Below are 22,605 nucleotides of genomic sequence, written 5' to 3' on the forward strand. Positions count from 1 at the left end.
GCTTACAGCACATCCAGGCCCTCGCGGGTGGCGTCGGCTTGGTGGCGAATTTGCGCCTTGTCTTCGTCGCTCATCTTGCCCACATGCTTGACCATCAGCGCGGTGCGGGGGTTGCCTGAGATGTGTTTTTCGTGGCGGATCAAAAAGTCCCAGTAGAGCGTGGTCATGGGGCAGGCGCTGGGCCCTGTGCGCACCTCGGGCTGGTACCGGCAGCCTTTGCAATAGTTGCTCATGCGGCTGATGTACTGGCCGCTGGCCACATAGGGTTTGCTGGTGAAGCGCCCGCCGTTGGCGTGCAGCGCCATCCCCAAGGTGTTGGGCGTTTCCACCCATTCGACCGCGTCGACGTACATGGCGCGGTACCAGGCACTGACCTGTTGCGGCGACAGCCCCGCCAGCACGGCAAACTGCCCGGTGACCATGAGGCGTTGGATGTGGTGCGCGTAGCCGTGTTGCAGGCTTTGGCCAATGGTGGCTTGCATGCAGGCCATGTGCGTGTCACCCGTCCAGTACCACTTTGGTAAATCGCGGGTGTGGCCATAATGATTGGCTTCGGCCATGTGCGGCATGTCCAGCCAGTACACGCCGCGAATGAACTCGCGCCAACCCAGCACCTGGCGAATGAAGCCCTCGACGCTCGCCAGAGGCAAGCCGCGTGCGTGGTAAGCCTGCTGGGCTGCCGCGATGACTTCACGGGGGTTGAGCAGGTGCAGGTTCAGGCTGCTGCCCACCAGCGCGTGCCAGCCAAAGGGCAGCGTGGTCCACATCGCGTCTTGCAAAGCGCCGAAGTTCTCCAGCCGCTGGACCACAAAGTGCTGCAGCGCCAGCAAGGCGTCTTCGCGGGTAACTGGCCAGGCAAAGTGGTCCAGCGTGCCGGGGTGATTGGCAAATCGTGTGTTGACCAGGTCGATCACGTCTTGCGTCACACGGTCGGGCGCAAAGTGGGCTGGTGGCGGCACGGTGCCGGGGCCTTTGGCACCAAAGCCTTTGCGGTTCTCGGCATCAAAGTTCCATTGGCCGCCGATGGGCTCTTTGCCCTCCATCAAGATGCCGTGGCGCTTGCGCATCTCGCGGTAAAAGAACTCCATGCGCAGCTCTTTTTTGTCGCCGGCCCACTTGGCAAATTGGGCGCGGCTGCACAAAAAATGGGGGTCAGCCACCCAGCGCAGCGGCACATGGGCTTGCTCGGCCGCGTCCTCGATCAGCCTTTCCATGCGCCAGGCCCCAGCCTCCAGCACCACCAGGGCTTGGGGCTGGAGGTTGTGCAGGGCATGGATCAGTCGCCCGGAAAAGTCGCCCGGCAGGTTTGCATCTTCCAGCCGCATGTAGGTGCAAAGCCAGCGCAGGCGGTGCGCCTCGTTGGCAAAATGCCGCATGCCCGACAAGAAAATCGCGATCCGGGCTTTGTGGTTCCAGACTTCGCCCGCTTCGCTGTCGGCTTCGATCATCAACAACTGGTCTTGCGCCGGGTCAAAGTCCGCCAGAGCAGGGCTGTCCCAGCCAAGCTGGTCGCCCAGCACCAAGACCAGGTGGCGGGTCATGTCGAGGCCTTGTTCGGTGCGCTGGCGTTGGCTGGCTTACGGGATTTGTCGGCGCGGCAGCGCTCGCTGCAATACAAAACGCTGTCCCAGTTCTTGGCCCAGCTTTTGCGCCACACCATGGCTCGTCCACAAACCGCGCACGGCTTTTGAGGCAAACTTTGTTTGTTCCCTTTGAATCCGGGGGTTTTGGACATTCTTTTCTCACAAGAAGAGGGGCAGGCGTGACAATCAGATCAAACGAGTTTAAACTGATCAGTCACAAAATGTATTTTCAAGTGCACATGAACCTCTCTCGTGTAAAACAATGGGGCAGCGCCCTGGTGATGCTCTTCATCGCCGCAGCTTTGAGCTTGGGGCTGGAGGCGGCGCAAGCCAGCCCACAAACCACTGCCCGGGCATTCGCCTGCCCTGCCATCCTGAACCACAGCTTTGACCGACTGCAAGACGAAAAGCCCCAGTCGCTGTGCCAATACGCCGGCAAAGTGGTGCTGGTGGTCAACACCGCCAGTTTTTGTGGCTTTACCTCGCAATACAAAGGACTGGAAGCGCTGAACACGAAATACAAGGACCAGGGCCTGGTGGTGCTGGGCTTTCCATCGAACGATTTTTCTCAGGAAAAAGGCAGCAACAAAGACATCGCCGAGTTCTGCGAAAGCACTTTTGGCGTGAAGTTCCCCATGTTCACCAAAACCCAGGTCACGGGCGATGGTGCCGCGCCCTTGTTCAAGCAGCTCACCGCCCAAACCGGCCAAAAGCCCCGCTGGAACTTCCATAAATACCTGATTGGCCGCGACGGCAGGGTGATCGACCAATTCAGCAGCATGTCCGGACCGGAAAGCAACACACTGCTGTCCGCCATCGACAAAGCGCTGACCGCAAAACCATGAGCCGACGCATGAAACTGGCCATCGTGGGGTCTGGCATTTCCGGTCTGGCCGTGGCCCACACCCTGAAAGACCATGCCGACATCACCGTGTTCGAGGCGGGCGACTATTTTGGCGGCCACACCCACACGGTGGACATCACCTTGCCCACGCCCAAGGGCCCGATCACGCACGGCGTGGACACGGGTTTTTTGGTGTTCAACGAACGCACTTACCCCAATCTGATCAACCTGTTTGCTGAACTGCAGGTTGAAACCGCGCCGTCCAACATGTCTTTTTCGGTCAAGGTGCCGGGAGCGGTGAATGGCAAGACGCTGGAGTGGAGTGGCACCGACCTGAACAGCGTGTTCGCGCAGCGCGGCAACTTGGTCAACCCACGGTTTTGGCGCATGTTGGCCGATGTGATGCGCTTCAATGCGCTGTGCACACGCATCGCCAATGCCCAGCGCGAACAAGACCTGCAGCAGCCGCTGGTCGAATTTTTGCGCACGCACAAGTTCAGCGCGTCTTTTCGCGACTGGTATTTCTTGCCCATGCTGGGCTGCATCTGGAGTTGCCCGACCGACCAGATGCTGCAATTTCCGGTGGCCACCATGATCCGGTTTTGCCACAACCACGGCCTGATCCAGGTGACCAACCGCCCGCAGTGGTTCAGCGTGGTGGGGGGTGCACGCCATTACGTCGAGAAAATTCTGGCGGGCGTGCACGACAAGCGCCTGAACACCCCGGTTCGTTTGATCGAGCGCGATGTGCAAGGCGTGCGCATCATCACCGACGGTCATGCCGAACGCTTTGACGAAGTGGTGATCGCCACCCACACCGACCAGGCGCTGTGTCTGCTGCGCGAGCCCTCAGGTGAGGAGCGCAAGGTGTTGGGCGACATCCGTTACCAAGACAACCGGGCCGTGCTGCACACCGATGCCAGCGTTTTGCCGGCCCACCCCAAGGCCTGGGCCGCCTGGAATTACGAACGCGCAGCCAGCACCGAGCGTGAGTCCTCGCGCGTGTGCCTGCATTACCTGCTCAACCGCTTGCAACGCATTCCGTTTGTCCAGCCGGTGGTGGTCTCGCTCAACCCATTGCAGCCCATCGACCCGTCCACCATCGTGGGCGAATACGACTACGCGCATCCGGTGTTTGACCTCAAAGCCATCGACGCGCAAAAACGCGTGCCTTTGTTGCAAGGCCAGCGTCACACCTGGTACGCCGGGGCCTGGACGGGTTATGGCTTTCACGAAGACGGCCTCAAGTCGGGTCTGCAAGTGGGCCGCGCCTTGCTCAAGCAAATCCACGAGCAAGGAAGCAATCAGGAGGCGTTGGCCGCATGACCATGACTCTCGCGCTCATCGGCTGGGGCCAGGTGCGTCACACGCGGCACCGCCCGGCCCACCACGCGTTCGTCTATCCAACCGCTTTTTTGCTGCTGCCGATGCGCAGCTTGAATGCCGGTGTGTGCCGCACCGATTTGGCCATCAACCGCCGCGCCTGGTTCGCCTTCCATGACGCCGACCATGGCGATGGCCGATCTGCAGACAAAGGCGGCGCGCTGGCCTGGCTCGATGAACTGCTGCACAAGGAAGGCATTCAGGGCGCCTCTGGCGAGGTCTGGTTACAGGCTTTCCCACGTGTGTTGGGCCATGCCTTCAAACCCGTGAGCTTCTGGTACGCCCACCGCATCGACGGCAGCTTGGCCGCCATCGTGGCCGAGGTGAACAACACCTTCGGCGAGCGCCATTGCTACCTCTTGCCCGAGCCGCAATACGGCCACACCTTGCGGGCTCACAAGGTGTTCCATGTCTCGCCCTTTTGCGATGTGCAAGGCGAATACCGTTTTCGTTTCATGCGCACGCAGCACCTGAGCCAGGACCGCATCGTGGCCCGCGTGGACCATGCCGATGCCAACGGCCCCCTGATTGACACCAGTTGGAGTGGCGTGCTGGAGCCTGCCACCCCGAGCACCCTGCGTCGCGTGATGTGGCGCTTCCCATTGCTGACCTTGGGGGTGATGGCACGCATCCACTGGCACGCCCTGTTGCTGTGGCTGAAAAAAGTGCCGTTTTGGCGCAAACCCGAGCCACCCCGCGATTTTGTGAGCCGATGAACACTGCACCCACCAGATGCCCAACACGATGAAAACCGCTGAACACACCACCGCCCTGGGTGCCTCCGGCACTGCTGCACCCATGCCGCACAGCCGTTTGCCCAAAGCGGCCACACGTTTGCTCGCCCTGTTGACCCGATTGAAAGTCGGCACGCTCACCCTGCACGCGCCCGATGGCAAGCTCCAGGTGTTCGGCACGCATGCCGCACCCTTTGCCGTTCTGCACCTCCACCGCTGGAAGGTGTGCGCCGAAGTGCTCAAGTCGGGCGACATCGGCTTTGCCGAGGGCTACATGTCGGGCGATTGGGACACGCCCGATCTGGCTGCCCTGCTGCGCCTGTTGATCGCCAACCGCACGCAGATCGAGGGGGCGATTTACGGCCATTGGCTCGGGCGACTGGCTTACCGCATCAAGCACCTTCTCAACCGCAACAGCCGCAGCAACAGCCGCAAGAACATCCACGCGCATTACGACCTGGGTAACGCTTTTTATAAGCTGTGGCTGGACGACACGATGAACTATTCTTCGGCCTGGTTTGCGGGTGATAAAACACAAACCATGGACGATGCCCAAAAAGCCAAAGTACGCCGCGCCTTGCGCATGGTGAACACCCAGCAGGGCGACCGGGTGCTGGAGATCGGCTGCGGCTGGGGTGCATTGGCCGAATCGGCCACCACCGAATTTGGGGCACACATCACCGGCGTGACCTTGTCCACCGAACAGTTGGCTTTTGCCAAGGCACGCATGAAATGGCAAGGGGTGCAGCAACAAGCCGATTTGCGCCTTCAGGACTACCGCGACATTCAGGACAGCCCCTACGATGCGATTTGCTCCATCGAGATGATCGAAGCCGTTGGCCAGGCCTATTGGTCCACCTACTTTCAAACCATCAACCGCTTGCTCAAGCCCGGTGGTCGCGCCTGCATCCAAAGCATCACCATCGACGACGCCTTGTTTGACCGCTATGTGCTTTCCACCGACTTCATCCAGCAATACATCTTTCCGGGTGGTTGCCTGCCCAGCCCCAGCGAGTTCCGAAAACAGGCGCAGGCCGCGGGATTGCAAGTGGTCGATGAGCTGAAATTTGGTCCGGATTACGCAGAGACCCTGCGCCGCTGGCGCGACAACTTCATGTCGCAGATCAATGATGTGCGTACGCTGAATTTCGACAACCGCTTTATCAGGCTGTGGGAGTTCTACCTGGCTTATTGCGAGGCAGCATTCGATGAGGCCAACATCGATGTGATTCAGTTCACCTTGGCCAAACCGGCTTGAACCCCATGCCTGCCACATTGACCACCGTCACACCCAGGCCGACTCAATGGGCCTTGCGCGGCGCACTGCTCGTTGTCTTTTGGCTCATGCTGGGGCAGGTGCAAGCGCAAAGCAGCACCGTAGCCAGTCCCAATGCCGCCTACATCCGGCCCGAAGTGGCGGCATTGGGTGGTGTGGTGCCCACTGCTCCGGTGCGCTTACGGGTTTGGGGTTTCGAGGTGTATGACGCTCGGCTGTGGACCCCTCGGGGCTTTCGCCACAGCCAAGCCATGCAACATCCGTTTGCACTGGAGCTGCAATACCTGCGCAAGCTGGAAGGCTCGGCCATTGCCAGCCGCTCGATCGAAGAGATGCGACGTTTGGGGAGCTTCAGCGAGGCTCAGGCCCAAAGCTGGCTGAACGCCTTGCGTGAGTTGTTTCCCAATGTTGCTCCGGGCGAACGCATCACGGGCATCAATTTGCCGGGTGTGGGTGCAGAATTTTGGGTCAACGGCCAGCGTGCAGGTTTGGTCAAAGACGAGAACTTTGCACGCTTGTTCTTTGGTATCTGGCTGGATGAACGAACGTCCGAGCCCAAGATGCGCGCGCAATTGTTGCAAGGCTTGCAGCCTTGAACTCCACCCCCGCCACGGCTACACCCCGGCTGCAGCGCAATGCTGCTGCAGCCTACGGCTTGTTGGGTTTGCCCCTGGCTTTTGTGGCCTTGCCGGTGTATGTGCATTTGCCCAATTTGTACGGCCAGCAATACGGCGTGCCTTTGGCGGCTTTGGGTGCGGTGCTCCTGCTCAGCCGCAGCATCGACGCGGTGGTGGACCCCTGGCTGGGACGTTGGGGTGATCGTCTGTACCGCCATTCCTGGGGCGCAGTGTGGCTGGCCGCCATCCTGATGGCGGTGTTGGTGGCCTTGGGCTTTGCGGCCGCGTTCTTTCCGCCGGCAGCCGCCCTGTCGCCTTCGGGTTTGCTGGTGTGGGTGGGCTGCGCCCTCACGCTCAGCCACTTGGCCTACAGTGGTTTGGGCATATTGCATCAGGCTTGGGCTGCCCGTCAGGGCGGGGGCGGCATCGCGCAAAGCCGCTGGGTAGCCTGGCGAGAAGGCTTTGCCCTGGTGGGCGTTTTGCTGGCGTCAGCACTGCCAGCCCTTTGGGGCTGGACCTTGACCACCGCTTTGTTGATCGTCATGTTGGTGGCAGGTTTGTTCACATGGCAACGCACGGCCCAAAATGCGATAGCAGTGAACGTGCCCATGGCTCAAGCCCATGAGCACAGCAGCCTTTGGCAACCGTGGCAACACCCCGGTTTTCGTCGCCTGTTGATGGTGTTCATGCTCAACGGCCTCGCCAGCGCCGTGCCAGCCACCTTGGTGCTGTTTTTTGTGCAGGACCGCCTGCAGGCGCCCAAGGCCATGGAGCCTTTGTTTCTGGGCTTGTACTTTGCCGCTGGAGCCCTGTCATTTCCGCTTTGGCTGAAGGTGATTGACCGCATCGGCTTGCTTCGCACTTGGGCCGTGGGAATGGCTCTTTCGGTGCTGGCTTTTGTGAGCGTGATCTCGCTGGGCGCGGGTGACACCATCGGATTTTTGCTGATCTGCGCCCTGTCGGGCATGGCGTTGGGGGCCGACCTCACAGTACCCGGCGCACTGCTCAATCAGTTGATTGACCGCTGCGGAGAGCGGGGTCGCACAGACGGCGCCTTCATGGGGTGGTGGAATCTGGCCACCAAACTCAATCTGGCTTTGGCTGCAGGCCTCTCATTGCCATTGTTGGGTTTATGGGGCTACGCACCGGGCCAACAAGATGAACATGCCGTGCTGGCGCTGAGCTTGGCGTATGGCCTTCTGCCTTGTGTGCTCAAGCTGCTGGCCGCACTGGCCTTGTACTTGGGCCTGATGCGCCGACCTGATCTGGTTTTGATAACGCCATCCACGGTTACCCCTTCGGCATGAGCCGCCTCGACATTCCACCACGGGATCTTTCCATGCACCCCAACAACCACCTGATTCACCGCCGCACCGCCCTGACCCGTCTGGCCGCCTGGCCTGCAGTGGCCACCTTGGCGACCATGCCTTTTCTGTCCGGCTGCGCGGGTCCGCAAGTGCAAGGCTATGCGCAAGAAAGACCTCTGCTGGATCTGCGCACCTACTTCACCGGAACCATCGACGCGTGGGGCGTGTTCACCGACCGCAGCGGCCAGGTCGTCAAACGTTTCACCGTGGTGATGGACTGCTCCTGGAGTGGAGACGAGGGTGTTCTCGATGAGGCTTTTGTGTACTCGGATGGCACCAAGGAACGTCGAATCTGGAGACTCAAGGCCGGGCCAAACGGCAGCTACACAGGCCGCGCTGACGATGTGGTGGGCGAGGCCACGGGCCAGGTCAGCGGCAACGCCTTTCGATGGGGCTACACATTGGCGTTGCCGGTCGATGGCCGCATCTGGCATGTGGATTTCGATGACTGGATGTTCCTGATGGACGACCGCGTCATGCTCAACAAAGCCACCATGAGCAAATGGGGCATCAAGCTGGGCGAAGTCACGCTGTCCTTCACACGCCGAACTCCCTTGGTGGCCAAGTCTGGTTGATGCACATGAATACCAACCTATTGGCCACAGCCCGAAACACTTCAGAAGGCCTGCCATCGCCACCCTTGGTCGCGCCTCGCAGTTGGTTGCAACTCAACACGCCCATCACCGACTGGCATGGCCGCCGAGTCTGGTTGGTGGGGGCATCCACGGGCATTGGCCTGGCCTGTGCACAGGCTTTGCGTGCTGCCGGCGCCCAAGTAGTAGTGTCTGCCCGCAACGCACAAGGCGTGCAGGATTGGGCAGCACAAGACGAGGGGGTGCAATGGCGGGCACTGGATGTGAGCGATCCTGCTCAGGTCCAGAGCACGGCCAGTGCCCTGCTCGCAGAGGGTCCGCTGAGCATGGTGGTTTATGCCGCCGGTTATTACCGCGCCCAACGGGCCACAGCGATCGATCTGGATGAATTGCTGCAACACGACAAAGTCAATTACCAAGGCGCGTTGCAAGTAATCCATGCGGTATTGCCGGGTATGCTGGCACACAAAAAAGGGCACATCAGCTTGCTCAGCAGCGTGGCGGGTTGGCGCGGGCTGCCCAACGGACTGGCTTATGGCCCCACCAAAGCAGCGCTCACCCACTTGGCGGAGACCCTTTACATGGACCTGCAAGACCAGGGCATTGGTGTGAGCGTGGTCAACCCCGGCTTTGTGGCCACCCCGCTCACAGCCCAGAATCAGTTCACCATGCCGGCCTTGATCAGCCCCGAAGAAGCGGCTCGCGAGATGCTCAAGGGCTGGGGCAAAGGCCAATTTGATATCCATTTCCCCAAGCGCTTCACCCTTTGGCTGAAGTTGCTGCGCTTGCTGCCCTACCGCCTGTACTTCCCCTTGGTGCGCAAGTTCACGGGACTGTGAGCCCGAATGGAAAGCCACACATGAAAAGCCGACAAGCCACTGAAAACTTGGCCACTTTTTTTGAAACCTTGTCGCCACAAAGCGTGGCGCAGCTGCACACGATTTATGACGCGCAAGCCCGCTTCAAAGACCCCTTCAACGAGGTGCAAGGCCTGCCCGAGATCGAGCGAATTTTTCGGCACATGTACGTGGCACTGGACCAGCCGCACTTTGTCGTGACCGGTCAGGTGGTGGACGGTGCCCAAGCCTTTTTGACCTGGGAATTCCGCTTTCGCTTCAAGCGCTTTGACACCACCACCTTGCAAGCCGTGCGCGGTGCCAGCCATGTGGTGTTCAACGAGCAGGGTTTGGTGACCATGCACCGCGATTATTGGGATGCTGCCGAAGAGCTGTACGAAAAACTGCCCTTAGTGGGTGGGGTGATGCGTTGGCTCAAAAGGCGCGCCAATACCTGAGGCCGATAGGCGCGCTGTGGCCTTTTGGCAAAGGCATGCAGCGGTCAATCTGCTGGAATTTGAATCAATCAACGCACTTCAACACGTCGGCTGAGCGCGGGCCAACAAATCAAGCGGGCAGACTGCCCTGAAAGCTTGGGCGCTGGGCCAGCTTGTCATGGAGCTTGTGCAGATTGGGGTGTGGTGTTCGCCAGTCCATCTGTGGGAACCTGAAATCCAGATAAGTCAAGGCACAATCCACGGCAATGTCGGACAAACTCAGATAGACACCGCAGCAAAACGCCTTGTCGCCCAAGCCATGGTCCATGGCCTTCAGGGCGTGCTGGATTTTGTCCAACTGACGGTCGATCCAGGCTTGGCTGCGCTGGCTGTCTTGGCGCTCGGTCCAGACCGCTTCCATGCGCGCCAGCAAGGCCGCATCCAGTAGGCCATCGGCCAAAGCCTCCCAAGTTTTCACCTCTGCGCGTTCACGCCCTGCTGTAGGGATCAACTTGCCCACAGGAGACAAGGTGTCCAGATATTCAACGATCACGCGCGAATCGAACACCGCTTCACCGCCTTCCATCACCAAGCACGGCACCTTGCCCAAGGGGTTGGTGGCGTGAATGCTGGTCTGTGCGGACCAAACATCTTCGGTGACAAACTGGTAGTCCAGTTTTTTTTCGGCCATGACGATGCGCACCTTGCGAACATAAGGACTGGTGACGGAGCCGATGAGTTTCATAGAAGAGGTGTTGGTGCCAATGAACGATGGCCGATTCTAGGTGAAACACGTGCGGATTTCCCTCTTGCCCATGTATTTGGGAAAGAGGCTGGTTGCAGAGTGGCGGGAATTACAATCAAAGGATGAATTTCACCCCCATTTCCGCTCTGTCGCCGCTGGATGGCCGTTACGCCAGCAAACTCAATGCCTTGCGCCCGCTCATGAGCGAGCAGGGTTACATGCACCGCCGCGTTCAGGTCGAAATCGCCTGGTTCATTGCTTTGTCCGATGCAGGTTTTGCCGAATTCAAGCCCCTGACCCCCGGCGCACGCGCCTATTTGACAGCGTTGGTGAAGAACTTCTCAGAATCCGACGCCCTGGCCATCAAGGATTTTGAAAAGATCACCAACCATGACGTGAAAGCCGTGGAGTACTGGATCAAGTCCAAGTTCCAGGACCGCCCCGAGCTGGAAAAAAGTGCCGAGTTTGTGCACTTTGCCTGTACCAGCGAAGACATCAACAACACCAGCCACGCCTTGCAACTCAAGGGCGCGCGCGCCCAGGTCATTCTGCCCGGCCTGGATGGGTTGATCGCCAAGCTGCGCGACATGGCGCACACCTTTGCCGACGTGCCCATGCTCAGCCGCACGCACGGCCAGACCGCCAGCCCCACCACGGTGGGCAAGGAAATGGCCAATGTGGTGGTGCGCCTGAAGGGCTGCCGCGAAAAAATCGCCGCTGTGCAATTGATGGGCAAGATGAATGGCGCGGTCGGCAACTACAACGCCCACTTGTCGGCCTGGCCCGACTTTGACTGGGAAGCCTTTGCCCGCAAAGTGGTGGAAACCCCGGAGATCAGCGAAACACACAGCAGCCAATGGGGTTTGGGTTTGACATTCCAACCCTTCAGCATTCAGATCGAGCCGCATGACTACATGGCCGAGCTGTTTGATGCCTTAGCCCGCACCAACACCATTCTGATCGACCTGTCGCGCGACATTTGGGGTTATGTGGGTTTGGGCTATTTCAAGCAGCGCTTGAAAGCCGGTGAAATTGGCTCTTCCACCATGCCGCACAAGGTCAACCCGATCGACTTTGAAAACGCCGAAGGCAACCTGGGCTTGGCCAATGCCGTGCTCAAGCACCTGAGCGAGAAGCTGCCCATCAGCCGTTGGCAGCGTGATTTGACCGACTCGACCGTGCTGCGCAACATGGGCGTGGGCTTGGGCTACACCGCGCTGGCCTATGCGTCCTTGATGACCGGCCTGAACAAGCTCGAACTCAACGAAGAAGCGTTGGCCGCAGACCTCGACGCCGCATGGGAAGTCCTGGCCGAGCCGATCCAGACCGTGATGCGCCGCTATGGCGTACAGGGTGCTTACGAAAAGCTCAAAGAAGTCACCCGGGGCAAGACGGTCACGGCGGCCGACTTGCATGGCCTGATTCAAGGCCTGGAGATTCCGCAAGCCGACAAAGACCGCCTGCTGGCCATGACGCCTGGCAGTTATGTCGGCAAGGCGGCCGAGCTGGCCCGTCGGGTCTGATCGGTTCACCGGAAGCGGTTTATCCAGGCGGGTTGCACCGGGTGATTTCAACCCGATCTATACAGATTGAAGATCATTTCTTCAATCTGTATAAAATAGCCCCATGATCGAACGACAACTTGCCCTTGCGCTCCAACGTCTGGCCGGGTCGTTTCCTGTGTTGGCCATCACCGGCCCCCGGCAATCGGGCAAAACCACGCTGGCCCGTCATCTGTTTCCTGACAAGCCGTACATCTCGCTCGAAGACCCGACCGAGCGCGCTTTTGCAGCCGAAGACCCCAGAGGGTTTTTGGCACGGTTTACCCAAGGCGCCATATTTGATGAAGCCCAGCGCTGGCCCGACCTTTTTTCATACCTCCAGGGGATGGTGGATGAAAACCGCACACCCGGACAGTTTGTCCTGACCGGATCGCAGCAGTTTGGCTTGATGGCCGGTGTGACGCAATCCCTGGCAGGCCGTGTGGCCATGTGCCGTTTGCTGCCATTTTCAGCGGCAGAAATTGCAGGCGTAGGCAATGGTCAGGCCACACTGGACGAAGTGCTGTGGCGAGGCGGCTATCCAGCCTTGAACATGGATGCAGTCACGCAGCCCACCGACTGGTTTGCCAGCTACATCACCACCTACCTGGAGCGGGATGTCAGGCAGGTCTTGCAAGTGCAGGATCTGGCAATTTTTCAGAGATTTATTCGCTTGTGTGCGGGCTGCACGGGCCAATTGCTGAACTTGAGTGCGCTGGCCAGCGAGGCGGGCATCACCCACACCACCGCACGCGCTTGGTTGTCGGTGCTTGAATCGAGCGATGTGCTTTTCGTGCTGACACCGTACCACCGCAACTTTGGCAAGCGTTTGGTCAAATCACCCAAACTCTATTTTGTGGACACAGGCTTGGCATGTTGGTTGTTGGGCATTCGTCAGCCGGAGCAACTGAGCCTGCACCCTGCGCGTGGGGCGTTGTTTGAAAACTGGGTCGTGACCGAGTTCCTCAAGCACAGGACCAACCAGGGGCTGCCCAGTGATTTGCATTTTTGGCGTGACAACAACGGGTTGGAAGCGGATCTGCTTTACGAAACGGGCACAGGTCAGTTGCAGACCGTTGAGATCAAATCCGGTCAAACGCCGACAGGCGACTATGTACGCGCTGGCCAGCGCTCTGCCAGCATGGCAGGCAGCGAGGCCTGCCCCCCTTTATTGATTTACGGCGGCGAAATGTCTGCCCTGCGCAATGGCGTTCAGCTGTTGGGCTGGCGCATGTTGGCTCGCAAAGACTGAACCCATGGCCCTCAAATCCACCATCTACAAAGCCAACCTGTCGATCGCCGACATCGATCACAGCTATTACGAAGACCACCAGCTCACGCTGGCGCGTCACCCCAGCGAGACCGACGAGCGCATGATGATCCGCCTGCTGGCACTGGCCATCAACGCTTACAAATTGCAGGCCGTGTGCAACGGCGACGGCAAGCTGGCTTTTGGTGCAGGCTTGTCTGACCCGGATGACCCGGATTGCAGCTTGCGCGATTTCACGGGCCGCACCCGCATGTGGATCGAAGTCGGCCAACCCGAAGACAAACCCATCATGAAAGCCTGCCAGAAGGCCGACGAGGTGCTGCTGTATTGCTTCAACCACGCAGCCGAAGTCTGGTGGAAAGGCATCGAGACCAAGCTCACCCGATTGGACAAGTTACAGGTCTGGCGCGTGCCCACCGAGGGCTCCCAAGAATTGGCAAAGCTTGCCGAGCGCAGCATGCAGCTGCAAGCCACCCTTCAAGAAGGCAGCGTCACCTTCAGCAGCGACAAAGGCAGCGTGCACATTGAGTTGATCCGCTGGAAATGAACGCACAGCGGGTACAGCGTTAGGCTCACAAACCCAACATCAATTCGATGTTTTGCACCGCCGCGCCGCTGGCTCCTTTGCCCAGGTTGTCCAATCGGGCGATCACCACGGCATGTCGTGCCTCTTGATTGGCAAATACCCGAATCTCCAGCTTGTTGGTGTTGTTCAGGGCGGTGGCGTCCAGTTTGGCGTCGGCCGTGGCGGGCAGCACGCTCACCCAGCCGCCTGCAGCATGGCTGGCCGCGTAGTGCGCCTGCAAGGCCGCGTGCAGGTCTGTGCCCGTGGGCTTGCCCGGTAAGCTGTCCAGATGCAGTGGCAGTTGCACCAACATGCCTTGGCGGAAATTGCCGACGGCAGGCACAAACAAGGGCCGCTGGGTCAGTCCGGTGTAGTGCATGATTTCGGGGATGTGCTTGTGCTTGAGGCCCAGGGCATAAGCCTCAAATAAGGGAGCCCGGCCTGCTTCGAAATCTTCGATCATGCTCCGGCCGCCGCCGGAGTAACCACTCACGGATGGCAAGCACACTGGAAAATCCTGCGGTAGCAAGCCCGCGTCGATCAAGGGCCGCAAGATGGCGATCGCACCTGTGGCATAGCAGCCGGGGTTGGCCACGCGCTGGGCCTGACGAACAGCGGCGGCCTGATCAGCGGCCAGCTCGGGAAAGCCAAAGACCCAATCGGGGTGGCAACGGTGCGCGGTGGAGGCGTCCACAATGCGGGGTTTTGCACCCGGCAGGCTGTCGATCATGGCCACCGACTCGATGGCGGCATCGTCGTGCAGGCACAACACCACCAAATCGGCGGCGGCCATCAATTCGCGTTTAGCTTGGGGGTCTTTGCGACGGGCCGGCTCGATGCTCAGCACCTCGATCTGGGACATCAGCGCCAGCCGCTCGCGGATTTGCAAACCCGTGGTGCCGGCTTCGCCATCGATGAAAATTTTGACCATGGCTGTTGCTTTCTCAAGAAGTTTGCTGCACAGCGTGAAGACAATTCAAGGCACAAAGCCCAAAATTGATGCATTGCAGCATGATACAGTCGAAGTCTGAAGCGTCGAGAACCTGCTGGCGGGTGAGTCACCCCAGCGGACCGGTCAGATCAACTACCCTCTGAGAGAAAACCTCATGAAGATTCACGAGTACCAAGGCAAGGAAATCTTGCGTCAATTCGGCGTGCCTGTTCCGCGCGGCATTCCGGCATTTACCGTTCAAGAGGCGGTCGAAGCCGCTCAAAAATTGGGCGGCCCTGTGTGGGTGGTCAAGGCTCAGATTCACGCCGGTGGCCGTGGCAAAGGCGGCGGTGTGAAGGTGGCCAAAACCATTGACGACGTGAAGCGCATCGCTGGCGAAATCCTGGGCATGCAGCTCAAGACCCACCAGACCGGCCCCGAAGGCCAAAAAGTGCGCCGCCTGTACATCGAAGACGGCGCCGACATCAACAAAGAATATTACGTGTCCGTGGTGACCGACCGCGCCACCCAAAAGATCGCTTTCATCGCTTCCAGCGAAGGCGGCATGGACATCGAGGAAGTGGCCCATTCCACCCCCGAGAAAATCATCACCGAATTCATCGATCCGTTGACCGGTTTGGGTGATGCACAAGCCAAGAAAATCTCTGACGCGATTGGCATGCCAGTCGACTCCACCGCGCAGGCCGTGGACATCTTCAAGAAGCTGTACCAGTGCTACATGGAAACTGACGCGTCTTTGGTGGAAATCAACCCCCTGAACCGCGACAGCAAAGGCCAGGTGATGGCTTTGGACGCGAAGTTCAACTTCGACGCCAATGCGCTGTTCCGTCACCCTGAAATCGTGGCTTACCGCGATCTGGACGAAGAAGACCCTGCCGAAGTGGAAGCTTCCAAGTTCGACTTGGCCTACATCAGCCTGGACGGCAACATCGGTTGCCTGGTCAACGGCGCTGGCTTGGCCATGGCCACCATGGACACCATCAAGTTGTTTGGCGGCGAGCCCGCCAACTTCTTGGACGTGGGCGGCGGCGCCACAGCCGAGAAAGTCACCGAAGCCTTCAAGATCATGTTGGCCAACAAGAATGTCAAAGGCATTTTGGTCAACATCTTCGGCGGCATCATGAAGTGCGACACCATCGCCACCGGCGTGATCACCGCCTGCAAGGCCGTGAACCTGTCCGTGCCACTGGTGGTACGCATGAAGGGCACCAACGACGAGCTGGGCAAGAAGATGCTGGCCGAATCCGGTCTGCCGATCATCTCGGCCGACACCATGGCCGAAGCCGCGACCGCCATCGTCGCTGCTGTCAAGTAAATGTCTTTGTGGGACAGATCTTCAGCTCTGTCCCCAACTGATTAACTTTGCGGGACGGATCTTCAACTCTGTCCCCAACTGATTAGGAAAACCCATGTCGATCTACATCAACAAAGACACCAAAGTCATCACCCAAGGCATCACCGGCAAAACCGGTCAGTTCCACACTGAAAAGTGCCAAGAATACGCGAATGGCAAGAATTGCTTCGTCGCGGGCGTGAACCCCAAGAAGGCGGGCGAGTCCATCTTCAACATCCCGATTTTCGCCTCCGTCAAGGAAGCCGCCTCACAAACTGGCGCGACCGTGTCGGTGATCTACGTGCCCCCAGCAGGCGCAGCAGCAGCCATCTGGGAAGCTGTTGAAGCCGACCTGGACTTGGCGATTTGCATCACCGAAGGCATTCCAGTGCGTGACATGCTCGAAGTGCGCAACAAAATGAAGGCCAAAGAAGCGGCTGGCGGCAAGCGCACGCTGCTGCTGGGCCCCAACTGCCCTGGCCTGATCACCCCTGATGAAATCAAGATCGGCATCATGCCCGGTCATATCCACCGCAAAGGCCGTATCGGCGTGGTGTCCCGTTCGGGCACCTTGACTTATGAAGCCGTGGCGATGTTGACCGAAGTCGGCTTGGGCCAGTCCAGCGCCGTTGGTATCGGTGGCGACCCGATCAACGGTTTGAAGCACATCGACGTGATGAAGGCTTTCAACGACGATCCCGACACCGACGCCGTCATCATGATTGGCGAAATCGGCGGACCAGACGAAGCCGAAGCCGCCATGTGGTGCAAGGCCAACATGAAAAAGCCTGTGGTCGGCTTCATCGCAGGTGTGACTGCCCCTCCCGGCAAGCGCATGGGCCACGCTGGCGCTCTGATCTCTGGCGGTGCCGACACGGCCGATGCCAAGCTGGCCATCATGGAAGAGTGTGGCTTCATCGTCACACGCAACCCGTCTGAATTGGGCAAATTGCTCAAGGCACAGCTGAAGTAATTCAAGTCGCATTCAGGTGTTCATCCCTGCTCTTGGCAGGGATGTGGTTTGCACCAATAGAAAAGCCGGATTTTCCAAGGGATAATCCGGCTTTCTTTTTGCAAATCAACTATAAGGGCCCGCCTTGGCGGGTGAAAGGAACACCGTGGAAGAATTTATGACCGCTACGTTCTGGGTCGCCGTGGCCCAGATCATCATGATCGACATCCTTTTGGGTGGCGACAACGCTGTGGTGATCGCGCTGGCTTGCCGCCAGTTGCCCGCACACCAACGCACCAAAGGCATCATTTGGGGTACGGCCGGTGCCATCATCTTGCGTGTGATCCTGATCTTTTTCGCGCTCACCTTGCTGGCCATCCCCTTCCTCAAATTTGTGGGGGCGCTTTTGCTCATCTGGATCGGCGTGAAACTCCTCACGCCCGATGAAGAAGACGAGCACAGCAACATTCAGGGCAGCGACAAGCTCTGGGGTGCGGTGAAGACCGTCATCATTGCCGACTTGGTCATGAGCGTGGACAACGTGATCGCCATCGCGGGTGCTGCCCAGACCTCGGGCAACCCCGATCACCAAATGCCTTTGGTCATTTTTGGCCTGCTGGTCAGTATCCCCATCATTGTTTGGGGCAGCCAGCTGGTGCTCAAGCTGATGGACCGATTCCCCGCCATCATCGTTGCGGGCGGCATGTTGTTGGGCTGGATTGCCGGCACGATGATCCAATCAGACCCTGGTTTGATCAATTACATCCCTCAAGAAAAAGTCTGGGGCTACGGTTTGGGCGTGATAGGCGCTTTGCTGGTTCTGGCTTTTGGCAAGATCATCATGGCACGCCGATCGGCACAAGCCTCAGCCTGACCCCCCGAGGGGACTTCTGCACCCTCAAAGCTCTGGAAGTTGGGTGTCGAATGGATTACCATCGACACCCACCCACAAGGAGCTTATGTCATGCAAAAAAAGCAACGAGGCCTGACTTTGATCGAACTGATGATCGTCATCGCGATCATTGGCATATTGGGGGCGCTGGCACTTCCGGCTTACCAGGACTACAGCATTCGCGCCAAAGTCTCTGAAATGCTGCTGGCTGCCAGCGGCTGCAAAACCGCAGTCAACGAAGCCATTGGCTCGGCCTCGGATGCCGATGTTTCGGCCGCATTGCCCAAAGTTTGCGATAACCAGGTGAGCAAATATGTGAGCGGCATTTCCGCCGATGCCAATGGTGTCATCACCGTGGTGGGCAATCACCAGGCTTTGCGCGGAAACACCAACGCTTCGGCCAACAGCATTTCATTGGTACCGCTGCAAAGTGGAAACACGCCCATCAACGGGTCCACCGACGGCGGTAAATCCATCGCTGCCTGGAAGTGTGGTCCCGCTGCCGCCAATGGGCTCCCCCTGAAATACCTTCCAGCCTCGTGCAAGGCGACGTAAGCATTGATCCAGCTTGTGTGAGGGTATGCCGCTGCATGCGGAGCATTCAGGTTTGGGGCCATTGACTTCCTGCATCAGGCGTTCATGCGCGAGAATTTTGCGCCCCCATTGACCCGAAGTCTCAAGTCAACAACAGGCCTGAACGGATGGCCCAATGCCGTGGCATCGATCCCAAACAACTTGGGGCAAGCTCTTGCTCTGCCAAGACGCCCGATAGGCCAGCATCGCCTTGAAGCTGTTGCAGCAGCGGTTGTTGCCGGTCAACCGAGTCGCCATGTGGATCGCCCAACAAGCTGCAGACCTCCGGGTGTGCCCTTGAGCCTGCATCTTCAGGGAGACAAACTGCCCACTTCAGTGACGCTCCGCAGCTCCGAAACCGAGTTACAAACTCAGAACAAACCCATGTGAGCCCACCGTGATGTAACAAAGTTTCAATAATTCGCATACGATGGTTACATCGACAGCAACCCGTCTGACATGCTGTTACCGACTCATCCAACGAAAGTGAGACTTCCATGACCACAAGGATCGGCATCAACGGATTTGGCCGCATTGGCCGCATGGTGCTGCGCGCAGCGGTGCAGAACTTCAACGACGTCGAGATCGTGGGCATCAACGATTTGCTCGAACCCGATTACCTGGCCTACATGCTGCAATACGACAGCGTGCATGGTCGATTCAAGGGCAGCATCGCGGTGGACGGCAACACCCTGGTGGTCAACGGCCAGCGCATCCGCCTGACGCAAGAGCGCGACCCGGCACAGCTGAAGTGGAACGAAGTCGGTGCCGATGTGGTGATCGAAGCCACAGGGCTTTTTTTAGACAAGGACAGCGCGGGCCAGCACCTGGCCGCAGGGGCCAACAAAGTCGTCATGTCAGCGCCTTCGAAGGACGACACGCCCATGTTTGTGTACGGCGTCAACCATGCGTCCTATGCCGGGCAAGCCATCATCAGCAACGCCAGCTGCACCACCAACTGCCTGGCCCCCATCACCAAAGTGCTGCACGACAAGTGGGGCATCAAACGCGGCCTGATGACCACGGTGCACGCCGCCACCGCCACCCAAAAAACCGTGGACAGCCCCAGCAACAAGGACTGGCGCGGCGGTCGCGGCATTCTGGAAAACATCATCCCCAGCAGCACGGGCGCGGCCAAGGCGGTGGGTGTGGTGATCCCGGCCATGCAGGGCAAGCTGACGGGCATGGCGTTTCGTGTGCCCACGTCGGACGTGTCGGTGGTGGACCTGACGGCCGAGCTGGAAAGCCCTGCCACCTACGCCGAAATTTGCGACGAGATGAAAGCGCAAAGCGAAGGGGCTATGAAGGGCGTGCTGGGCTACACCACCGACAAGGTGGTGTCGACCGACTTCCGGGGTGAGGTGTGCACCAGTGTGTTCGATGCCAACGCGGGCATCGCACTGGACAGCACCTTCATCAAGGTGGTGGCTTGGTACGACAACGAGTGGGGATACTCGAACAAGTGCCTGGAAATGGCGCGGGTGGTGGGACGGACTTTTTCGAATCCCGCTGCCACACCCTCTACAGGGCGAATCGGCTGAACGCCAACCCGTGAAGATGCGAGTGAACCGCAGGCCTTAGCTTTGGCTGATCAGTTGCGCAAAGCGGCCCAAATCCACGTTGCCGCCGCTCACGATGATGCCCACGCGCTGACCTTGAAGCTGCTCGCTGGCCTGAATGGCCGCCGCCAGCGACAAACAACCCGTGGGCTCGACCACCATCTTCATGCGCTCGGCGTAAAAACGCATGGCCTGCACCAGCTGCGGATCGGTCACGGTGTGCACCGCGTCCACCAGGCGGCGGATGATCTCGAAGGTGATTTCGCCCACCATGGGCGTTTGAGCGCCGTCGGCAATCGTCACCGGGGTGGCAATGCGCACCCGCTGACCCTGTTGCAAGGATTGCTGCACATCGTTGCCCGCTTGGGGCTCTACGCCGTCAAGCCACCGCGGCGGTGGTGCAAAGACTGATCCACAACACCTTAGCGCCCTTGATGCTTGAACCCGCGCGATGGCCGCAAGTGAAGGCGGCAGGCGTAGCGGTGGACGCCCTCGCCACGCCTGCCGCTGCCTGGAACACGCTCAAGCCCTTGCTGGACGCTTTGCCCGTGAAGCTGGTGTTGCACGCGCCTTGACAGCGAAAAAGGACTCGGCGCTGGCTTGGCGAAAGGGTTCCGCTGCGATTGATCTGACTTGGTAAGTAGTGCGGGTACTCGCACTGATGTCTTTCATAGAAATCAGGAGGCGAACCCGCTTGCCGTCATGATCGGGGCTATGACTTTCCTAGCTCTACTTCCTCATGCGAAGCTGCTGGACAAAACAACTGGGCCAACAAATCCAGTTTCTCTTTAACCTCTGTCGGAATGGAAGGCAGCGATACATGATCGATCAAACGATGCAGTTCCCCTTTTCTGAGCAGCATTTGTCCACCTATCCGTGTTGAGAGACGTCGGAAAAACTCTTCGGCAAATGCGCTGAGTTTGCGCCGCTCGGTTTTCGCTTCCCATAACACCCGCGCCACCTCAGCATTGGCTTGAGCCCATGCGTCAAAGTCGGCTTGGGCATTTTCAAATACCTGTTCGAGCACCAAGTCGTTAAGCACTTCATCAACAGCTTGCTGTGTCTGTTGAGCAAACAAGTCATTGCTCGGAAATTGTGCCATGGCATAGTTGCGCAAAAGCTCGGGCGTAATGAAGTAATTCTCGGCTTCGTAGCGCTTCCAGTAGGCCACTTGCAGCGCATCGTTCAACTGGCTTTTTCGATTTCGTCCATCATTATCAAGAATAGCCAGCCCCTTGAGTTGGGGTAAAAGATTCCGCAAACCGTTGAAGTGCTGTTGAGGTGTGATGCCAAATCCCCCTTCCACGCGCTCCAGTTCAGCGTCCATGTCCTGATCCGGGTAATTATTCTGGACATAAAACGAGTTGATTCGTTCATCCCAGGCTGCGGCAACAGGATGGTCCATGCGTTGAGCCAGAGCACGCAACATATCCACATCTGTTCCACCTTCGACATACAAAACGTAGCCCCTTTCGCGGGCCTTTACATAGTGTTCTGCACCAAAATGCTTGAGACTATTTCGAATATCCTGTTTTCCCGCCAGATCGTCTGCTTTGCCATCTAGCAAGAGCGTCAGATTATTTTCCAGCGCTTCATCCAAAATCACCTCGGAATGGGTCACCAGAACGACCTGAGAGCCGTTTTCGCTAGCGATGTCGCGCAACAATACATAGACTTGTTTCTGCCGCAGAATTTCCAAGTGGGCATCTGGCTCATCCACAAGAAGGATACTTTTTTTGTGTGAATAAAGATAAGCAAATATCAACAACATCTGCTGGAAGCCGCGGCCGGATGACGACACATCCAAAGTTTCCTTTACCCCAGGCTGTCGGTATTGCAGTTCGATGCTGCCTCGAGTGGTCTCTATGGGCTGCGATAGTTCGACATTGAATAAACGATGCATCAGGCTCGTGATACTTTGCCAATCCTCTGCAGAAGAGCGCACTACCATCAGACACAAATTACGCAACACCTGTGCAGTCTGTCCTTGACCCAGCAGTACATCGATCCGCCCTGGTTGCAGCAACGGTTCCTCGGTCTCCAACCCCGACATGGGGTAGAGCAATTCGACCTTGAGCATGGCGGCATGCCGAATCAATTCCATGTCGCCAATGATTGAATGACCTGGTGTGCAGTAAACCAGCTCATCCCCTTGATTGCGAAAGCGCATGGGCAGTGCAACCACTTGCCCCTTGAATTCCACACCCACAGTGATCACCAACGACACATCTTTGGTACCCGTACGCACCTGTGTGTTGTGCCAAAAAAAGCGAGTGCGTTGCACGGGTACAGCGACAATATTCAAGCGGTTCAACCCCGTGGCCGTGCGCTCTTTGGCCGATGAGTCTTTGCGGGTGTCATACCACGTTCGAAGAGCTTGTGACCACAGTGCCAGCGCCTGAATCGCACTGGTTTTGCCGCAATTGTTAGGTCCGATCAGCACCGCTGGATGTGCCAATTCGATGCGCTGTTGCTCACCAAAACGTTTGAAATTTTCGATTTCAAGATAGTGCAATAGACGCATGGCAGCTCTCCTCGTTGGAACCTCTGGAA

The 22,605-nt window shown here is 58.5% G+C and carries 23 protein-coding genes and 1 pseudogene; 18 read left to right on the plus strand and 6 right to left on the minus strand.

Going from position 1 to position 22,605, the window contains the following annotated elements; all coding sequences use genetic code 11:
* Positions 1-2: 2 nt before the first annotated feature.
* Together HEQ17_RS12945 and HEQ17_RS12950 are read right to left on the minus strand one after the other, a co-directional pair.
* Entirely contained in the window at positions 3-1,541 is a 1,539-nt protein-coding gene (locus tag HEQ17_RS12945; protein ID WP_296293109.1) for a cryptochrome/photolyase family protein, read from the minus strand.
* Positions 1,538-1,735: a DUF2256 domain-containing protein gene (locus HEQ17_RS12950; RefSeq protein ID WP_296293110.1), complete on the minus strand. Its 198-nt coding sequence runs from the start codon at positions 1,733-1,735 to the stop codon at positions 1,538-1,540. The genes HEQ17_RS12945 and HEQ17_RS12950 overlap by 4 nt, the downstream gene beginning before the upstream one ends.
* A gap of 87 nt (positions 1,736-1,822) precedes the next feature.
* Between HEQ17_RS12950 and HEQ17_RS12955 the strand changes: the two genes are divergently transcribed.
* From HEQ17_RS12955 to HEQ17_RS12995, 9 genes are all read left to right on the plus strand, one after another.
* Positions 1,823-2,428: a glutathione peroxidase gene (locus HEQ17_RS12955; RefSeq protein WP_296293111.1), complete on the plus strand. Its 606-nt coding sequence runs from the start codon at positions 1,823-1,825 to the stop codon at positions 2,426-2,428.
* An 8-nt stretch (positions 2,429-2,436) separates the two neighbouring features.
* The gene (locus HEQ17_RS12960; RefSeq protein WP_296293755.1) at positions 2,437-3,753 is read left to right on the plus strand and encodes an FAD-dependent oxidoreductase; all 1,317 of its coding nucleotides are present in this window, start codon (positions 2,437-2,439) and stop codon (positions 3,751-3,753) included.
* A 2-nt stretch (positions 3,754-3,755) separates the two neighbouring features.
* Complete coding sequence (locus tag HEQ17_RS12965) at positions 3,756-4,526, plus strand: DUF1365 domain-containing protein (protein ID WP_296293756.1); 771 nt, start codon at positions 3,756-3,758, stop codon at positions 4,524-4,526.
* A gap of 16 nt (positions 4,527-4,542) precedes the next feature.
* On the plus strand, positions 4,543-5,802 hold the full coding sequence (locus tag HEQ17_RS12970) for a cyclopropane-fatty-acyl-phospholipid synthase family protein (RefSeq protein WP_296293112.1): 1,260 nt from the start codon (positions 4,543-4,545) through the stop codon (positions 5,800-5,802).
* A gap of 5 nt (positions 5,803-5,807) precedes the next feature.
* Complete coding sequence (locus HEQ17_RS12975; protein WP_296293113.1) at positions 5,808-6,416, plus strand: chalcone isomerase family protein; 609 nt, start codon at positions 5,808-5,810, stop codon at positions 6,414-6,416.
* Positions 6,413-7,744, plus strand: a complete 1,332-nt coding sequence (locus tag HEQ17_RS12980; protein ID WP_296293114.1) for an MFS transporter — start codon at positions 6,413-6,415, stop codon at positions 7,742-7,744. Before HEQ17_RS12975 ends, HEQ17_RS12980 begins: the two co-directional genes overlap by 4 nt.
* Positions 7,745-7,776: 32 nt before the next feature.
* Positions 7,777-8,379, plus strand: coding sequence for a DUF3833 domain-containing protein (locus HEQ17_RS12985; RefSeq protein WP_296293115.1), 603 nt, complete (start codon positions 7,777-7,779; stop codon positions 8,377-8,379).
* Between the two features lie 86 nt (positions 8,380-8,465).
* Positions 8,466-9,236 carry an SDR family NAD(P)-dependent oxidoreductase gene (locus HEQ17_RS12990; protein WP_296293757.1) on the plus strand — a complete coding sequence of 257 codons (771 nt, stop codon included), beginning with the start codon at positions 8,466-8,468 and terminating at the stop codon, positions 9,234-9,236.
* A 20-nt stretch (positions 9,237-9,256) separates the two neighbouring features.
* Positions 9,257-9,691, plus strand: a complete 435-nt coding sequence (locus tag HEQ17_RS12995; protein WP_296293116.1) for a nuclear transport factor 2 family protein — start codon at positions 9,257-9,259, stop codon at positions 9,689-9,691.
* A gap of 109 nt (positions 9,692-9,800) precedes the next feature.
* On the opposite strand, the gene HEQ17_RS13000 is transcribed toward HEQ17_RS12995, so the two are convergent.
* The gene (locus tag HEQ17_RS13000) at positions 9,801-10,415 is read right to left on the minus strand and encodes a glutathione S-transferase N-terminal domain-containing protein (protein ID WP_296293117.1); all 615 of its coding nucleotides are present in this window, start codon (positions 10,413-10,415) and stop codon (positions 9,801-9,803) included.
* 122 nt (positions 10,416-10,537) lie between these two features.
* Here HEQ17_RS13000 and purB point away from each other — a divergent pair, with 122 nt between their 5' ends.
* The 3 genes from purB to HEQ17_RS13015 all read left to right on the plus strand — a co-directional run bounded on the left by purB (position 10,538) and on the right by HEQ17_RS13015 (position 13,773).
* Positions 10,538-11,938, plus strand: coding sequence for an adenylosuccinate lyase (purB, locus tag HEQ17_RS13005; protein ID WP_296293118.1), 1,401 nt, complete (start codon positions 10,538-10,540; stop codon positions 11,936-11,938).
* Between the two features lie 103 nt (positions 11,939-12,041).
* Positions 12,042-13,208 carry an ATP-binding protein gene (locus HEQ17_RS13010; protein WP_296293119.1) on the plus strand — a complete coding sequence of 389 codons (1,167 nt, stop codon included), beginning with the start codon at positions 12,042-12,044 and terminating at the stop codon, positions 13,206-13,208.
* Positions 13,209-13,212: 4 nt separating this feature from the next.
* A complete protein-coding gene (locus HEQ17_RS13015; protein ID WP_108354434.1) occupies positions 13,213-13,773 on the plus strand; it encodes a YaeQ family protein in 561 nt (186 codons plus the stop codon).
* A gap of 25 nt (positions 13,774-13,798) precedes the next feature.
* On the opposite strand, the gene argC is transcribed toward HEQ17_RS13015, so the two are convergent.
* The gene (gene argC / locus HEQ17_RS13020) at positions 13,799-14,722 is read right to left on the minus strand and encodes an N-acetyl-gamma-glutamyl-phosphate reductase (protein ID WP_296293120.1); all 924 of its coding nucleotides are present in this window, start codon (positions 14,720-14,722) and stop codon (positions 13,799-13,801) included.
* A gap of 175 nt (positions 14,723-14,897) precedes the next feature.
* Here argC and sucC point away from each other — a divergent pair, with 175 nt between their 5' ends.
* From sucC to gap, 5 genes are all read left to right on the plus strand, one after another.
* Positions 14,898-16,058, plus strand: a complete 1,161-nt coding sequence (gene sucC / locus HEQ17_RS13025; RefSeq protein ID WP_296293121.1) for an ADP-forming succinate--CoA ligase subunit beta — start codon at positions 14,898-14,900, stop codon at positions 16,056-16,058.
* Between the two features lie 94 nt (positions 16,059-16,152).
* Positions 16,153-17,049, plus strand: a complete 897-nt coding sequence (sucD, locus tag HEQ17_RS13030) for a succinate--CoA ligase subunit alpha (RefSeq protein ID WP_296293122.1) — start codon at positions 16,153-16,155, stop codon at positions 17,047-17,049.
* A 145-nt stretch (positions 17,050-17,194) separates the two neighbouring features.
* Entirely contained in the window at positions 17,195-17,902 is a 708-nt protein-coding gene (locus HEQ17_RS13035) for a TerC family protein (RefSeq protein WP_296293123.1), read from the plus strand.
* A gap of 90 nt (positions 17,903-17,992) precedes the next feature.
* Positions 17,993-18,475: a pilin gene (locus HEQ17_RS13040; RefSeq protein WP_296293124.1), complete on the plus strand. Its 483-nt coding sequence runs from the start codon at positions 17,993-17,995 to the stop codon at positions 18,473-18,475.
* Between the two features lie 515 nt (positions 18,476-18,990).
* Positions 18,991-20,034, plus strand: a complete 1,044-nt coding sequence (gene gap / locus HEQ17_RS13045; protein WP_296293125.1) for a type I glyceraldehyde-3-phosphate dehydrogenase — start codon at positions 18,991-18,993, stop codon at positions 20,032-20,034.
* Between the two features lie 36 nt (positions 20,035-20,070).
* Here the strand turns inward: gap and HEQ17_RS13050 are convergent.
* Positions 20,071-20,436: pseudogene (locus HEQ17_RS13050) on the minus strand (pyridoxal-phosphate dependent enzyme); the annotation flags it as partial.
* A gap of 47 nt (positions 20,437-20,483) precedes the next feature.
* Between HEQ17_RS13050 and HEQ17_RS13055 the strand changes: the two are divergent.
* Positions 20,484-20,627 (plus strand): hypothetical protein, encoded by a 144-nt coding sequence (locus HEQ17_RS13055; protein WP_296293126.1) that lies wholly within the window; start codon positions 20,484-20,486, stop codon positions 20,625-20,627.
* A 137-nt stretch (positions 20,628-20,764) separates the two neighbouring features.
* On the opposite strand, the gene HEQ17_RS13060 is transcribed toward HEQ17_RS13055, so the two are convergent.
* Entirely contained in the window at positions 20,765-22,576 is a 1,812-nt protein-coding gene (locus HEQ17_RS13060; RefSeq protein WP_296293127.1) for an AAA family ATPase, read from the minus strand.
* Positions 22,577-22,605 lie beyond the last annotated feature (29 nt).

This window comes from Limnohabitans sp. (genome assembly GCF_023910625.1).
GTDB lineage: Bacteria > Pseudomonadota > Gammaproteobacteria > Burkholderiales > Burkholderiaceae_C > Limnohabitans_A.

Bases quoted from the DNA above. Each gene is read 5' to 3' on its own strand.
- HEQ17_RS12970 (WP_296293112.1), top strand. From the start codon at position 4,543: ATGCCCAACACGATGAAAACCGCTGAACACACCACCGCCCTGGGTGCC.
- HEQ17_RS12965 (WP_296293756.1), top strand. From the start codon at position 3,756: ATGACTCTCGCGCTCATCGGCTGGGGCCAGGTGCGTCACACGCGGCAC.
- HEQ17_RS12960 (WP_296293755.1), top strand. From the start codon at position 2,437: ATGAAACTGGCCATCGTGGGGTCTGGCATTTCCGGTCTGGCCGTGGCC.
- HEQ17_RS13000 (WP_296293117.1), bottom strand. From the start codon at position 10,415: ATGAAACTCATCGGCTCCGTCACCAGTCCTTATGTTCGCAAGGTGCGC.
- gap (WP_296293125.1), top strand. From the start codon at position 18,991: ATGACCACAAGGATCGGCATCAACGGATTTGGCCGCATTGGCCGCATG.
- HEQ17_RS13040 (WP_296293124.1), top strand. From the start codon at position 17,993: ATGCAAAAAAAGCAACGAGGCCTGACTTTGATCGAACTGATGATCGTC.
- HEQ17_RS12995 (WP_296293116.1), top strand. From the start codon at position 9,257: ATGAAAAGCCGACAAGCCACTGAAAACTTGGCCACTTTTTTTGAAACC.
- HEQ17_RS13060 (WP_296293127.1), bottom strand. From the start codon at position 22,576: ATGCGTCTATTGCACTATCTTGAAATCGAAAATTTCAAACGTTTTGGT.
- argC (WP_296293120.1), bottom strand. From the start codon at position 14,722: ATGGTCAAAATTTTCATCGATGGCGAAGCCGGCACCACGGGTTTGCAA.
- sucC (WP_296293121.1), top strand. From the start codon at position 14,898: ATGAAGATTCACGAGTACCAAGGCAAGGAAATCTTGCGTCAATTCGGC.
- HEQ17_RS13015 (WP_108354434.1), top strand. From the start codon at position 13,213: ATGGCCCTCAAATCCACCATCTACAAAGCCAACCTGTCGATCGCCGAC.
- HEQ17_RS12945 (WP_296293109.1), bottom strand. From the start codon at position 1,541: ATGACCCGCCACCTGGTCTTGGTGCTGGGCGACCAGCTTGGCTGGGAC.
- purB (WP_296293118.1), top strand. From the start codon at position 10,538: ATGAATTTCACCCCCATTTCCGCTCTGTCGCCGCTGGATGGCCGTTAC.
- sucD (WP_296293122.1), top strand. From the start codon at position 16,153: ATGTCGATCTACATCAACAAAGACACCAAAGTCATCACCCAAGGCATC.
- HEQ17_RS12950 (WP_296293110.1), bottom strand. From the start codon at position 1,735: ATGTCCAAAACCCCCGGATTCAAAGGGAACAAACAAAGTTTGCCTCAA.
- HEQ17_RS12985 (WP_296293115.1), top strand. From the start codon at position 7,777: ATGCACCCCAACAACCACCTGATTCACCGCCGCACCGCCCTGACCCGT.
- HEQ17_RS12975 (WP_296293113.1), top strand. From the start codon at position 5,808: ATGCCTGCCACATTGACCACCGTCACACCCAGGCCGACTCAATGGGCC.
- HEQ17_RS13010 (WP_296293119.1), top strand. From the start codon at position 12,042: ATGATCGAACGACAACTTGCCCTTGCGCTCCAACGTCTGGCCGGGTCG.
- HEQ17_RS12955 (WP_296293111.1), top strand. From the start codon at position 1,823: ATGAACCTCTCTCGTGTAAAACAATGGGGCAGCGCCCTGGTGATGCTC.